Annotated in this window: 10 protein-coding genes; 3 read left to right on the forward strand and 7 right to left on the reverse strand. The window is 60.6% G+C overall.

Annotated elements, in window-relative coordinates:
- Positions 1-70: 70 nt before the first annotated feature.
- Positions 71-1,132 (reverse strand): LacI family DNA-binding transcriptional regulator, encoded by a 1,062-nt coding sequence (locus ACFVHU_RS04355; RefSeq protein WP_286134196.1) that lies wholly within the window; start codon positions 1,130-1,132, stop codon positions 71-73.
- A gap of 292 nt (positions 1,133-1,424) precedes the next feature.
- On the opposite strand from ACFVHU_RS04355, the gene ACFVHU_RS04360 reads away from it, so the two are divergent.
- A complete protein-coding gene (locus tag ACFVHU_RS04360) occupies positions 1,425-2,759 on the forward strand; it encodes a short-chain fatty acid transporter (RefSeq protein ID WP_388022969.1) in 1,335 nt (444 codons plus the stop codon).
- Between the two features lie 24 nt (positions 2,760-2,783).
- Entirely contained in the window at positions 2,784-3,551 is a 768-nt protein-coding gene (locus ACFVHU_RS04365; protein WP_105657607.1) for an SDR family NAD(P)-dependent oxidoreductase, read from the forward strand.
- Positions 3,552-3,632: 81 nt separating this feature from the next.
- On the opposite strand, the gene guaB is transcribed toward ACFVHU_RS04365, so the two are convergent.
- Positions 3,633-5,138 (reverse strand): IMP dehydrogenase, encoded by a 1,506-nt coding sequence (gene guaB, locus ACFVHU_RS04370; RefSeq protein ID WP_105657608.1) that lies wholly within the window; start codon positions 5,136-5,138, stop codon positions 3,633-3,635.
- Positions 5,139-5,259: 121 nt separating this feature from the next.
- Complete coding sequence (locus ACFVHU_RS04375; RefSeq protein WP_332499449.1) at positions 5,260-7,413, reverse strand: acyltransferase family protein; 2,154 nt, start codon at positions 7,411-7,413, stop codon at positions 5,260-5,262.
- Positions 7,414-7,711: 298 nt separating this feature from the next.
- Between ACFVHU_RS04375 and ACFVHU_RS04380 the strand changes: the two genes are divergently transcribed.
- Positions 7,712-8,314, forward strand: a complete 603-nt coding sequence (locus tag ACFVHU_RS04380; RefSeq protein WP_388022667.1) for a TetR/AcrR family transcriptional regulator — start codon at positions 7,712-7,714, stop codon at positions 8,312-8,314.
- Between the two features lie 40 nt (positions 8,315-8,354).
- Here the strand turns inward: ACFVHU_RS04380 and ACFVHU_RS04385 are convergent, their stop codons facing one another.
- The 4 genes from ACFVHU_RS04385 to ACFVHU_RS04400 all read right to left on the reverse strand — a co-directional run bounded on the left by ACFVHU_RS04385 (position 8,355) and on the right by ACFVHU_RS04400 (position 13,241).
- Complete coding sequence (locus tag ACFVHU_RS04385) at positions 8,355-9,356, reverse strand: NADP-dependent oxidoreductase (protein ID WP_388022670.1); 1,002 nt, start codon at positions 9,354-9,356, stop codon at positions 8,355-8,357.
- A gap of 207 nt (positions 9,357-9,563) precedes the next feature.
- Positions 9,564-11,165 carry a chaperonin GroEL gene (groL, locus tag ACFVHU_RS04390; RefSeq protein WP_105657612.1) on the reverse strand — a complete coding sequence of 534 codons (1,602 nt, stop codon included), beginning with the start codon at positions 11,163-11,165 and terminating at the stop codon, positions 9,564-9,566.
- Positions 11,166-11,198: 33 nt separating this feature from the next.
- The gene (gene groES, locus ACFVHU_RS04395; protein ID WP_133833647.1) at positions 11,199-11,495 is read right to left on the reverse strand and encodes a co-chaperone GroES; all 297 of its coding nucleotides are present in this window, start codon (positions 11,493-11,495) and stop codon (positions 11,199-11,201) included.
- A gap of 204 nt (positions 11,496-11,699) precedes the next feature.
- Complete coding sequence (locus ACFVHU_RS04400) at positions 11,700-13,241, reverse strand: amino acid permease (protein WP_388022673.1); 1,542 nt, start codon at positions 13,239-13,241, stop codon at positions 11,700-11,702.
- Between the last annotated feature and the right edge of the window lie 198 nt (positions 13,242-13,439).

The raw sequence follows: 13,439 nt of genomic DNA on the forward strand, positions 1-13,439 counted from the left end.
TTCCTTCCGCATGCAGGCATGACGAGTAGAGGGCACCAGGCCCTTGGCTTTGAGAATGTCTAGTGGTGAGCTAGAGGGCAGGCATTCGCCCTGTAGCAGGGCACCCGCAAGTCCTACCGATATGGAGGCTGTGCTCGCAGATCGTGTGCTTGTAGGTGTTCCGCGGCTCGACGATCTGTTCCAGGAGTAGCTCGAAGGACCTTTCCGCCATGTCTTTCACCGGCTGGACAATTGTTGTCAGCCCGATGATTTTCGAGCGGCTGTGCCTGAGTCCGTCACAGCCGACGATCGCGACATCCTGTGGAATGCGCAGGCCCAGCGACAGCGCATGCTCCATGACACCAATGGCAATTTCATCCGATCCGCAGACCACAGCCCGTGGCGGATGCGCCGAGCTGAACAATCTTTTGGCGGCCAGCTGCCCGCCTTCCGAACTGAGCTTGGTACTGATCAGGCGTTCTCCCGCAACCCGGACACCCCTTTGTTGGGCAACCCGGACAAAAGCCTGTTCGCGCAACAAAGACGCAGTAGAGGAACGCGGCCCGATGACAGTGGCCACCTCCGAATAGCCGTGATCCAGAACGTGGGACATGAGTTCCCCCGCAGCCGCGTCGTCATCGATCCCGACGAAATCACCAGGCAGATGCTCGGAATTGCGCGACAGGCAGACATAGGGAATTCGTTTCTGGCGAAAGGTCCTCAGAGAACGCGAATCTTCCTTGATTGCAGCGGCGATAATGACGCCATCAACATTCCGGGCAGCCAGGGTACGAGCAACTTGATCCAGCGCCTCGGGGTCGTCCCCCGTTGTTGCGACAAAGACATCGAACCCGGCCGCGGCGGTGGCATTGATGATGTGCTGTGCCCAGATCGTATACATCTGGTTCACGATGTTCGGCAGCACTAGGCCGACCACGCGGGTCAGAAGCGGGTCCTGCTGCTGCCCATGGTTGGCGGGACGGTAGCCAAGTTCGTTCGCCACCTTCAGCACATGGCGCCGGGTCTCAGGCGAGGCACCGGGTCGACCGTTCATGATGTAGCTGACCGTTGCAGAAGAGACCCCTGCAGCTCGGGCAACAGCAGCAGCAGAGACACGCGCTGGTCGAAGCGATAAATGCGACTGGGTGGTCAACGCGCACCTCCATTGGTGAAATCGGATAAGAACCTGCGAATGCTTGTGATCACCATTACATGGCATGGAAATACGTTAAGCAACATTAAGCTTCAAAAGCTAAATCTTCTGAATCACCTTATTCATGCACCTGAAGCACCGGGTGCAACCGGAGATAGGACGCCTAGCCACTTACGATTGCTTAATGCCGAACCGCACTAGTAGCGTCCTCGAAAGGATGTGACGGCAGTCATATTCCTCTCCAGCAAATTGATCGGCCTACTCTTGGAGGTGCACGATGCTCACAACCGCAATGAAGCCTGTGACTCGTCTTGTCGAACGATGGATGCCCTCAGCAATGGTATTCGCCGTCCTGCTGACGTTGATCGTGATGCTCATGGCCTTGACGATGACCGACTCGTCTCCGGTCGCCGTGGTGAATGCTTGGGGCGAAGGATTGACAGGGCTACTGGCCTTCATCACGCAGATGTGCCTGGCCCTGCTCTTCGGGCATGCACTGGCCCATACCCGCCAGGTCCAGGGGGTGCTGTCGAAAGTATCAAGCATTCCAAAGAACGCGGTGCAGGCCTACGCCTGGGTCACCCTGCTGACCTGCTTGGTGTCCTGGGCCCAGTGGAGCCTGGGACTAATCGTCGGAGCGATTCTGGCCAAGGGTATCGCCACCAGCTGCCGCGAACGCGGCATCAAAGTCCACTTCCCTTTGTTGGTCGCTGCCGCCTACACCGGCTTTATTCCCTACCATATGGGATATTCAGGGGCAGCCCCGCTGACTTCGGCCACTCCTGGCAGCTTCATCGAGGAATTCCTGGGTGCTCCGGTCCCGGTCACGGAAACGGTCTTCAGCTGGTGGAATATGACTGGCCTGCTCATCATGATTCCCGCGCTGGTCATCGGCATGGTGATGTCCCGACCTAAGACCGACGAGGAGATCCTGGAGATCCCGCTCAGCAACCCGGATTCCCAGACGGAGGCCCGTCAAGCTGGGAAACCGGAAAGCCCGGCAGATTGGATTGAATCCAAGCGCTACGTCACGACCGGACTGGGACTACTGCTCAGCGTCTTTATCGTCGGGCACTTCATGCGCCTGGGCTTCGTTTTGACCTTCGACATCGTGAACTGGTCGATGCTCGCGATCATCCTCTTGCTGGTTGACTCCCCTGTAGCGTTGGCCGGGCTGATCAAGAACGCTTCGACAGTCACCGGCGAAGTGCTGCTGCAGTATCCGCTGTACGCCGGCATCCTGGGGATCGTGACAACGACGGGACTGATCACCGTGCTCAGCGATGCGTTCATCTCGATGTCCAACGCGAACTCATTGCCGATTGTCGCCTTCCTCGCCGCCGGCTTGGTAAACATCTTCGTGCCCAGTGGTGGCGGCCAATTCGCCATTCAGGGACCGATTTTCATCGAAGCGGCCAACGCCTTGGGCACGGATCCCGCCTTGATCATCATGGCAATCGGTTACGGCGACACCTGGACCAACATGATCCAGCCGTTCTTCGCATTGCCGATCTTGGCGATCGCGGGGCTCGGAGTGAGATCCATCTTGAAGTACACCTTTGTTTCATTGGTCATCAGCGGTGCGGTATTCCTCTTCATCTTGCTGTTGCCCACCTATATTTTCTAACGAGCACGCAAACAAGGAATTCCCATGAGTCTTGAACAGTTTTCACTGGCCAACCGTCACGTTTTAGTGACCGGAGCTGGCCGCGGCATCGGGCAGGCTATGGCACTGGCAGCCGTCAAAGCTGGCGCACGTGTCAGCGCAGTGTCCCGCACGGAGTCCCAACTGGAGCAAACACGGCAGCTTGCCGGACTCGATGGGCAACGCCTGCACACCTATACCTGGGATGTAGCGCAAACCGGCAAAGCCAATGAACTTGTAGACCTTGCCGAAGGCAACGGTCCGGTTGATTCCGTGATCCATGCTGCGGGTGTGCAGCTGCGCAAGCAGGCCATCGATTTGGATCCTGAGGAATGGCGATGGGTACAGAAGGTCAATGCCGAAGCCCCTCTGTTCCTCAGCACCGAGATCGCGCGGCGGGAGATCTCCCGCGGCAGCGCGGTCGGAAGCCACGTCTTCCTCTGCTCCCTGGCAAGCACCATTGGGCTGCCCAATGTCGCACCATACGTCATGTCGAAGTCAGCCGTACTCGGAGCTGTCCGCGCGCTGTCCCGGGAATGGTCGCAACAAGGCATCCGCGTGAACGGCATTGCTCCCGGATACGTCCAAACGCAGCTCACTTCAGATCTCCTGGCCAAACCGGCAGACAGAGAACGAATCCTCTCACGGATCCCGATGAATAGGCTGGGGCACACTGATGACTTTGCCGGACCGGTGGTTTTCTTGCTTTCGGAAGCATCCCGGTACATCACTGGACAGATGCTCAACGTCGACGGTGGCTGGCTGGCCTCCTGAATCAGCTAGCAGAGATGCGAAAAACCCCATCGCCTCTGGCAATGCGCCAGTGGTGATGGGGTTTTCCGCATCAGATGAGCCTTAGCGCGAACGGTAGTTCGGTGCCTCAACGGTCATCATGATGTCGTGCGGGTGCGATTCCTTCAGGCCTGCTGCGGTGATGCGGACGAACTTGCCGCGTGCCTTCAGCTCGGGAACGGTGCGTCCGCCAACGTAGAACATGGTCTGGCGCAGGCCGCCCACGAGCTGGTGGGTGACAGCCGACAGCGGGCCGCGGTAAGGGACCTGGCCTTCGATGCCTTCAGGGATCAGCTTCTCGTTCGATGGCGCGTCAGCCTGGAAGTAGCGGTCCTTGGAGTACGAGGTGTTCTTGCCACGGGTTTCCATTGCGCCCAGCGAGCCCATGCCGCGGTAGGCCTTGAACTGCTTGCCGCCCATGAAGACCAGATCGCCTGGGGACTCAGCGGTACCTGCCAGCAGGGAGCCGAGCATGACCGAGTCGGCGCCAGCCACCAGGGCCTTGCCGATATCGCCCGAGTGCTGCAGGCCGCCGTCAGCGATCAATGGAACGCCAGCTGGAATGGCGGCCTTGGCTGCTTCGTAGATAGCGGTAACCTGGGGAACGCCCACGCCGGCAACGATGCGGGTGGTGCAGATGGAGCCCGGGCCAACGCCGACCTTGATGGCGTCAGCGCCAGCATCGATCAGTGCCTTGGCACCGTCATAGGTGGCTGCCTGGCCGCCGATGATGTCCACGTGCGCAGCCGCTGGATCCTTCTTCAGGCGTGCAATCATCTCCAGCACGCCCTGCGAGTGGCCATTGGCGGTGTCGACAACCAGTGCGTCAACGCCGGCGTCGATCAGGGTCATGGCACGCTCGTAGCCTTCGCCGAAGAATCCAACAGCAGCTGCAACACGCAGACGGCCTTCGTCGTCCTTGGTCGCCAGAGGGTACTGCTCGGCCTTGTCGAAGTCCTTGACGGTGATCAAGCCGGTGAGCTTGCCGTCGTTATCGATGAGTGGAAGCTTCTCGATGCGGTTCTTGGACAGGAGCTCGATTACCTTCTCTGGAGCTACACCGTCATGAGCGGTCACCAGCGGCATGCCGGTCATCACTTCGTAGACCTTGGTGGTCATGTAGCGTTCGCGAGGAACAAAGCGGGTGTCGCGGTTGGTGATGATGCCCAACAGCTTGCGGTTCTCATCTACCACTGGCAGACCGGAGACGCGGTACTGAGCGCACAGCTCATCCCATTCAGCCAAGGTGGCACCCGGGTGCACAGTGACTGGGTCGGTGATCATGCCCGACTCGCTGCGCTTAACCTGGTCAACCTGCTTGGCCTGGGACTCAATGGAAAGGTTGCGGTGGATCACGCCGATACCGCCCTGGCGTGCCAGCGCGATTGCCATGGGTGCTTCGGTCACCGTGTCCATTGCAGCGGAGCTGATGGGCACCTGGATGTTGATGCGCTTGGTGAAGCGGGTGGTGGTGTCCGCCTCCGAAGGAATCACATCCGTCGGGCCAGGCAACAGCAGAACGTCGTCGTAGGTGAGTCCTTCAAAGGCAAAGGGGTTGAACTCAGTCACGGGGGAACCTTTCGGGGCGACAGCGGAGGTTGATTAAATGGTAGAGCTCTTTTGGCGTTCCGGTTATTCCTTCGTGGCGCACTGTGTTCAACCTCATGCCCCATCCCGCATCAGGGGTGATTTATTCCCAGTTTGTTGCTTCCTTGAAAGAAGAAGCGAACTGGCGCTTGGCACTGAGCACGAAGGTCTTGGACAGGTGCGAATCATCCAGGTACGTCAAGACGTTGCCAATGACAGCTTTGCAGACCCCCTCGGGGCAGAGCAACCCCGTCATGTCCAGGGAAACAACCTGGTCGTCATAATCATTGGAATCCAGGAATTGCTCCACTGGATTCACGCTGTTCAAGGCGTAGCCGGCCGAACCATCGCAGTTGGCAGGAAGTCCCTTGTTCGAATCCACGCATTCCGGAATGGAGTAGGTATAGCGCGGGGTATCGCGCATCGCGATGACCCGGCTTCCGGCATCGAGCAGCGGCTGGATCATCTCGGCGTAGTTGTCCACCAGGATCTCCTGCTCCCCCGGGCTGCGAAGCATGTCATCAGGGTCCGCTACGGTCTTGCTGGCCGTGGTCAGCACCATCTGCGGAGCCAGATCCGCTACGTATTCCTGCGCCGCGTCCTGGAAACCGGAGCAGGCTTCTTCCACGCGGTCAGCATCGGAGCCGTAGCGGCAACCCGGTTCGTACACCAGGATCCAGCTGCCGCCAGCTTCCTCGATCATTGCCGAAGCCGCCGCGGACCAGTGCTGCATGTGCGAATCGCCCAGCAGTACCAGGTCCGGCGCTCCCCCGTCGAAAGTGCCGCCCTGCTCGCAGAAGTGGATGCGCTCGTCATCTGGAGCGTTCGCCCCTTCGCAGACATCGCCGGGAGTCTGCCATTCGCTATCCAGTTCGGTCGCCAGCGGCAGGGTCAAAGCCGCAGGTGACGGATCCCAGTCATCTTCGGCGTTGGCCCCGGGGTTGTCGGTGGCGGTCTGCGCCGCGGCCATGGCCCTGCGGTGCTCGACGTTGTTCTCCCAGGCCATCACCGGAAGGCTGGCTACGCCAAGCCCCACAGCGACCACGGCAAACTGGGCAATGAGCTTGAACCCGGTTTGCGGAATCAGGCGCGAGAAGCTGGCACTGGCTTGCCAGGCGATGGCCGGTTTCTCGACGAACTTGGTGGTGGCCCACGAAGCGAGGATCGAGGCAAGAATCAAGACACTGCCGGCAGCGAAGGAAGCCTTCTCGTTCCCGGAGACCTCAAGGTAGAAGACCAGCAACGGCCAGTGCCACAGGTACATGCCGTAGGACAGGTCGCCCAGCTTTACCAGCGGGGGCAAGGAAAGCAGGCCCGACGGGTTGGCCCAGCTGCGCGGTGCCGGAGCCGAGATCACCAAGGCGGCGGCGACCGTGGGCACCAAAGCCATGAAGCCCGGGAACTGCCCCTGCACATCCAGTACGGCGCCACTGCCTATGACGGTGGCCAGGCCGGCCCAGCCTCCGATGCGGCGGATCTTCTCGGGCAGGCTGGAGAGCCACGGCAATGCCAAGGCGAGCAGCGAGCCGAGGGCGAATTCCCATAGGCGCGCGCCCGTGTGGAAGTAGGCCACCTGCTGGTTGGTGGCGGTGATGTGAATGGAATACGCGAGCGAGCCGAGGAAGATGGCTCCGAAGGCGCCGCCTGCTACGGCGGCGAAGCTGTGCCGGGAGAAGAACTTCTTCCAGAGCAGTGCGCTGCCGGCAAGAACCAGCGGCCAGATGATGAAGATCTGTCCCTGGACAGACAGGGACCAGAAGTGCTGCAGCGGCGAGGCGGCGGCAGTGTTGAAGGCGTAGTAGTCCACCTGGTGATCCGAGAGGTACCAGTTCTGCCAGTAGAACAGCGCGGCATTGGACTGGTCGATCAGCTCCAGCCAGCGCGTACTAGGCAGGATGATCCATGCCGCGATGACCACGCCAATGATGACTACCGCCGCTTGCGGTATCAGGCGCGAGAATCGATGCAGCCAGCCGTCGAGCAGAGGCGGGCGCTGCCCGCGGGCGATGCGCCGTGCGGTGGAAGAAGTGAGGAAGAAGGCGGAGAGCATCAAGAAGATGTCCACACCGCCGGAGACCCGGGAGAACCAGATGTGATAGCACATCACCAGCAGGACTGCGAGGGCGCGAAGTCCCTGCAAATCAACTCGGAAACCGGCACGCTGGGTGCTTGTCCGAGACTGATCCAAGGTATGGCTCACTGGCTGCGCTTTCTTCGGGGACAGGTAATTGTCCTCGGCGTTTTCTACTTGATTCACGTCAGACAACCAACCATCTTATCAATTCGCCATGGCCACACCGTGCGAGTTGACGCTGCTGCCGCTGTAAAGCAGCGTATATAGATTGACCGTATTGGCCTGACCTGCTCAGGATTAGCTGTCGAAATTCGAGAACTGGCGCAAAGTTCCACGGCGGTTTGCCGCCCAGCCATCGTCGGCACGGCGGCAAATTGTTGCTTGGCCAGGTGAGCGAAGTCAATCCGCGCATTCTGAAACAACAGCTTTCTTGATTAGACTCATGAATAACTCTGATCAGTTCTAGCCGAGGGGCTCCCGGGTGACGTCTTCAACTCCTATGCCAGGACGACGCGAACGCAACAAGCAGGCGAAGCTTGAACGGATCATCTCCGCGGCCAGCGAACTCTTCGCGGCACACGGTGTCGATGAGGTCACCACGCAGCAGATCGCCGACGCGGCGGATATCGGAACCGGAACCCTTTTCCTCTACGCCAAGTCCAAATCCGAGCTGCTGCTCATGGTGCAGAACCACCGCTACGAACGCTCCTTGGAGCAAGGCATCGAGGCCTCCAAATCAGCAAAGACCGCGCTGGAGGCAACCATGGCCCTTTTGGTACCGATCATCGACTGCAATCGGAAGCATGTCGACAACGGGCGCTTTTATCTGCGCGAAATGGTTTTTGGCGATTCGGCGGAACCGCATCATGCCGAAGCCCTGCGCATAGCGGCGTTGACCGAACAGGCGATTGCCGAGCTCCTGGGCACGCATAGGAATCTGGAGGCGCCGGAGGCAGCCAGGATTGCGCGGGCCATCACTTCCATCCAGTTCCTGGCGATGGCTACTGCTGCGGACCCGGCACTGGCCACAGCTGAAGTCGCCCGGGGCATCCGCGCTCAGATTGCTGCAATCCTCCCCCACTGACGAGCAAAGCGCGCCCACCGCCCAGGCGAACGCGCTCGCTTTACTTCTGCTGCATGGAGATGACGGTCTTGCCGCGCCGGCCACCAGCCTCCATCGATTCAAGGGCCTCTGCAGTTTGCGCAAAACCGAGGACCTGGCCCACCACGGGCGTCAGGACCCCAGAGTCCACCAGTTCGGCAATGCCTCGCAGCTGCTGGCCGCTGGGCTTCATGAAGAGGAACTCGTACCCGACACCCAGCTTCTTGGCCTTCTTGAGAACTGACCGGCTTAGCGCGCGGACCGCCAAGCCCATCACCGGATTCAGCCCTGCTTCCTTGGCGAATGCCGGAGTCGGCGGACCCGAGATGCCGATGACCTTCCCTCCAGGGCGCAGGACTCCCAGCGACTTGGCAAGCGTTTCGCCGCCCAGGCTGTCAAGCACCAGGTCATAGCCCGAGATACTTACCTGGAAATCCTCGGTCTTGTAGTCGATGACTTCATCGGCTCCGAGCTCCTGCAAGAATTCGGCGTTCGTCGCCGAGGCTGTTGTCGCGACGTAAGCGCCCAGGTGCTTGGCCAGCTGGATGGCGATGGTTCCGACGCCGCCAGCGCCAGCGTGGATGAGTACTCGCTGCCCCGGCTGCAGATTTCCCCGCTCAACTAGTGCCTGCCACGCAGTCAGTGCAACCAGGGGCAGCGAGGCCGCTTGCACCAGGTCGATGGAGACAGGCGCCTTCGCAATATCCATTTCATTCACGGCAATGCGCTGGGCGAAAGCTCCGATCCGATGATCTCGAGGGCGGGCAAAAATCTGGTCCCCTACCGTAAAGCCGCGGACTCCTGAGCCGAGCCCGATCACGGTCCCTGCGACGTCGTGGCCGAGAACCAGCGGCATCTTGTAGGGCAGGATTGCCTTGAATTCGCCTGCGCGGATCTTCTCGTCAAGCTGGTTGACGCCAGCGGCCGCAATCTCGATAAGCACCTCCCGCTCCCCCAACTCAGGTTCAGCGACCTCGGCCTGCACCAGGGCACCCTTGTAGTTTTCGAGAACGAACGCGTGCATGGAAGATCTCCTGTACGGATATGAAATGGGCATCAATCTTTGACTGAGTTCAATTATGAGCGCACTCATTTATCGTGTCAATGAGCTGGGTCACCCCGGGTGGATCGTTTTCTGAGAACAAAAAGCCGCCGCTGGATCCAGGAGATAAATCCTGGATCCAACGGCGGCTTTCGCTCACGAAGCAATGCTTCGGTGACGGGCTAAACCCTAGTGGCCGTGCGCCTCTTCAGCTTCTTCAGCCTTCTCTGCCACCAAGGTCTCGGTGGTCAGAACCAAGGCCGCGATCGATGCTGCGTTGCGCAGTGCCGAGCGGGTTACCTTGACTGGGTCGATGACGCCTGCGTGCAGCAAGTTCTCGTAGACACCGGTCTTGGCGTTGAAGCCTTCGTTGGCTGGGGACTCTGCCACCTTGGAAGCAACTACCGCACCGTCGAAGCCGGCGTTGGTAGCGATCCAGAAGAGCGGCTGCACCAGCGCGCGGCGGACAATCGCAACGCCTGCTGCTACGTCGCCTTCGGTGGCTGCGATGCGGGCATCGGTATCCAGCGAAGCCAGCGCGTCGACCAGGGCGGTACCGCCGCCGGCAACGATGCCCTCTTCCAGGGCAGCACGGGTGGAGGACACAGCATCCTCGATGCGGTGCTTGCGTTCCTTCAGCTCGACCTCGGTGGAAGCGCCCACCTTGATCACGCCGATGCCGCCGGACAGCTTGGCCAGGCGCTCGGACAGCTTCTCGCGGTCCCACTCCGAATCGGTGCGGTTCAGCTCAGCCTTCAGCTGGGCTACGCGCTCTGCGACATCTTCCTCGGTGCCAGCGCCATCAACGATGGTGGTGGAATCCTTGGTGATGGTCACGCGGCGTGCCGAGCCGAGTACCTCGGTGCCAACCTGGTCCAGGGACAGGCCCAGTTCCGGGGAGACAACCTGGGCACCGGTGAGGATAGCCAGATCCTGCATCATTGCCTTGCGGCGGTCGCCGAAGCCTGGAGCCTTGACGGCTACCACGTTCAGCAGGCCGCGCAGCTTGTTGACCACCAGGGTGGAAAGGGCTTCGCCCTCGACATCCTCGGCGATGATCAGCAGCGGCTTCTTCGCTTCCAGGACCTTTTCCAGCAGTGGCAGGAATTCTGCCACGGTGGAGATCTTGGCTGGGTTGATCAGGATCAGTGCGTCTTCCAGGACAACTTCCTGGCGCTCCTGGTCGGTGATGAACTGTGGCGAGAGGTAGCCCTTGTCGAACTGCATGCCTTCGGTCAGGACCAGCTCGGTAGCGGTAGTCGAGGACTCCTCGATGGTGATCACGCCATCGGTGCCCACGGTCTTGAAGGCCTTGGCCAGCAATTCGCCGATTTCATCCGACTGCGCGGAGATCGCGGCTACGTTAGCAACCTTGTCCTCTACGGCAACGGCGTTAGCGGCCAATGCGTCCGAAACGATCTCCACAGCCAGTTCAATGCCCTTGCGGACATCGCCCGGAGCGGCGCCTGCGGCGACGTTCTTCAGGCCTTCCTTGACCAGGGCCTGAGCGAGCACGGTGGCGGTGGTGGTGCCGTCGCCTGCTACGTCATTGGTCTTGGTGGCTACTTCCTTGGCCAGCTGCGCGCCAAGGTTCTCGTATGGATCTTCCAGATCGATCTCACGCGCAATGGTGACACCGTCATTGGTGATGGTCGGGGCGCCCCAGGTCTTGGCAAGCACCACATTGCGGCCGAGTGGGCCGAGGGTGACCTTCACCGTGTTTGCGAGCTTATCAATGCCCGCTTCGAGGGCGCGTCGCGCTTCCTCGTTGAATGCTAGCTGCTTAGCCATGCATTTTCTCCTGAAACTTTAGAGAGGTTGGCGTTACTTTACGACGACTGCCAGTACGTCGCGAGCCGAGAGCACCAGGTACTCTTCGTTGCCGACCTTGACCTCGGTTCCGCCGTACTTCGAGTACAGGACTACGTCGCCTTCTGCAACGTCCAGGGGAATGCGGTTGCCGTTGTCATCGATGCGGCCTGGGCCTACGGCGACTACGGCGCCTTCCTGTGGTTTTTCCTTAGCGGAGTCTGGGATGACCAGGCCCGAAGCGGTGGTGGTTACGGCTTCGACCTGCTTGATGACAATGCGGTCTTCGAGCGGCTTGATGGAGACAGACATGGTCTCTCCTTTTCGTGTATGAACCAATGGTTGTAGGGGTGCGCCCTATGGCATTGGACCAACCGTCGTCGCGGTGCCAGTTGGTGGTATCCAGTCAGGCGGTGTGTAACGCTGCAAGCTGCAGATGCAACTTCCATCGTGACACCCACACATGACTTTAGGACGAGCTTTAGCACTCGGTCAAGGCGAGTGCTAATCATTGCCCTACTTCTTCACACCGGTTCGCGCAGAGCGCACAGCCGCGGACTCTTCGATATCCTCCGGAGCGTCCAGATCCATCTCGGTGAGCTTGACCATCTTGGACTTGGTCACCATGCGGTGCACCAGCCACAGTCCGAGGAACAGCGGCAGCCCGATATAGGCCGAGAGCACTTCCAGCCCGTGGCCGGCCAGCACCGCTTGGTAGTTCTGACCGACGATCACGGCAATCAGCATCAGGAAGGCCACGATGGGTCCTAGCGGGAAGAGCGGGGCCAAGTAGGGCAGGTCCTTCACGCTGTAGCCCTGGGCGAGATAACCGCGGCGGAAGCGGTAGTGGGATACGGCAATACCCACCCAGACGATGAACCCGCACAGCCCCGAGACATTCAGCAGCCAGGTATAGGCCGCACCCTGGCCCACCAGGGCGGTGAGGAACCCGAAGAGGCCTACCGCAGCGGTGGCCAGCAGAGCCATGATCGGCACGCCGCTGGAGTTGGTGCGCCCGAAGATCTTCGGAGCCTTGCCATCGTGGGCCATGGAGTAGAGCATGCGGGTTGAGGCGTAGAGCCCCGAGTTGCCAGCCGAGAGGATGGCGGTGAGAATGACCGCGTTCATGGCAGCAGCGGCAAAAGCGATGCCGGCCCGCTCGAAGACCAGGGTGAAGGGCGAGGAAGCCACGTCGGCTTCGCCGCTGGCCAGCAGGCTCGGGTCGGTGAACGGAATCAGGCAGCCGATGATGAAGATGGCACCGATGTAGAAGAGCATGATGCGCCAGAACACCCGGCGGATGGCCTTGGGCACTTCGCGGCGCGGATCCTTGGCTTCGCCTGCGGCGACACCCACCAGCTCGGTGCCCTGGAAGGAGAATCCGGCAATCATGAAGACCGAGACGATGGACAGCCAGCCGCCATGGAAGACATCCTTGCCTTCGCGCCAGTTGGCCAGCGGATCGGTGTGCGCGCCGAGCACCCCGAAGATCATCAGAACGCCGGCGGCCAGGAAGGCGATGACGGTGACCACCTTGATCATGGCCAGCCAGAACTCGCCTTCGCCGAAGGCCTTGGCGGACAAAGCATTCAAGGCGGTCAAGGCCACCAGGAAAGAGCCGGCCCAGACCCAACCGGGGACATCAGGCAACCAGAAGCTCATCACGATGCCAGCGGCCACCAGTTCCGCTGCAACAGTGATGGCCCAGTTGAACCAGTAGTTCCAGCCGATGGCGAAGCCGAAGGAGGGGGAAACGAAGCGGGTAGCGAAGGTCTGGAAGGATCCGGCCACCGGGATCTTCGCGGTCATCTCGCCCAGGGACTGCATGAGCAGGTACACCATGAGACCCACCGCGGCGTAGGCCAGCAGCGCGCCGCCGGGACCCGCCTGGGCAATAGTGCCGCCGGAGGCCACGAACAGCCCGGTGCCGATGGAACCGCCAATGGCGATCATCTGCAGGTGGCGGCTGCTCATGCCGCGCTTGAGCTGGTTCTGCACCAGGGGTGCGGGATCCACGGCCTTTGGACCGGTTGTCGACGTCACTGTCGTTCGCTGCATAGGTTTCATCACAGGTGCCATACAACACCAGTTCCACAGGGGAATGCGACGTGGATCACTTCAGGTCTTGCGGAGGACATGCAGCCGCTCGCAGCAAGCGGGGCGACTTGGTCCAGCGAACCGCTTCCTAGTGGCGGAGAACTGTAAAACAGCGATAGGGCTACTCGTTAGCCAGATGATCCAATTAGCAACAAGCAT

Source organism: Glutamicibacter sp. NPDC127525 (assembly GCF_042672105.1).
Lineage (GTDB): Bacteria > Actinomycetota > Actinomycetes > Actinomycetales > Micrococcaceae > Glutamicibacter.

Excerpts from the sequence above, each read along its gene's own strand:
- ACFVHU_RS04360 (WP_388022969.1), top strand. The coding sequence starts at position 1,425 with ATGAAGCCTGTGACTCGTCTTGTCGAACGATGGATGCCCTCAGCAATG.
- ACFVHU_RS04365 (WP_105657607.1), top strand. The coding sequence starts at position 2,784 with ATGAGTCTTGAACAGTTTTCACTGGCCAACCGTCACGTTTTAGTGACC.
- ACFVHU_RS04385 (WP_388022670.1), bottom strand. The coding sequence starts at position 9,356 with ATGCACGCGTTCGTTCTCGAAAACTACAAGGGTGCCCTGGTGCAGGCC.
- groL (WP_105657612.1), bottom strand. The coding sequence starts at position 11,165 with ATGGCTAAGCAGCTAGCATTCAACGAGGAAGCGCGACGCGCCCTCGAA.
- groES (WP_133833647.1), bottom strand. The coding sequence starts at position 11,495 with ATGTCTGTCTCCATCAAGCCGCTCGAAGACCGCATTGTCATCAAGCAG.
- ACFVHU_RS04400 (WP_388022673.1), bottom strand. The coding sequence starts at position 13,241 with ATGCAGCGAACGACAGTGACGTCGACAACCGGTCCAAAGGCCGTGGAT.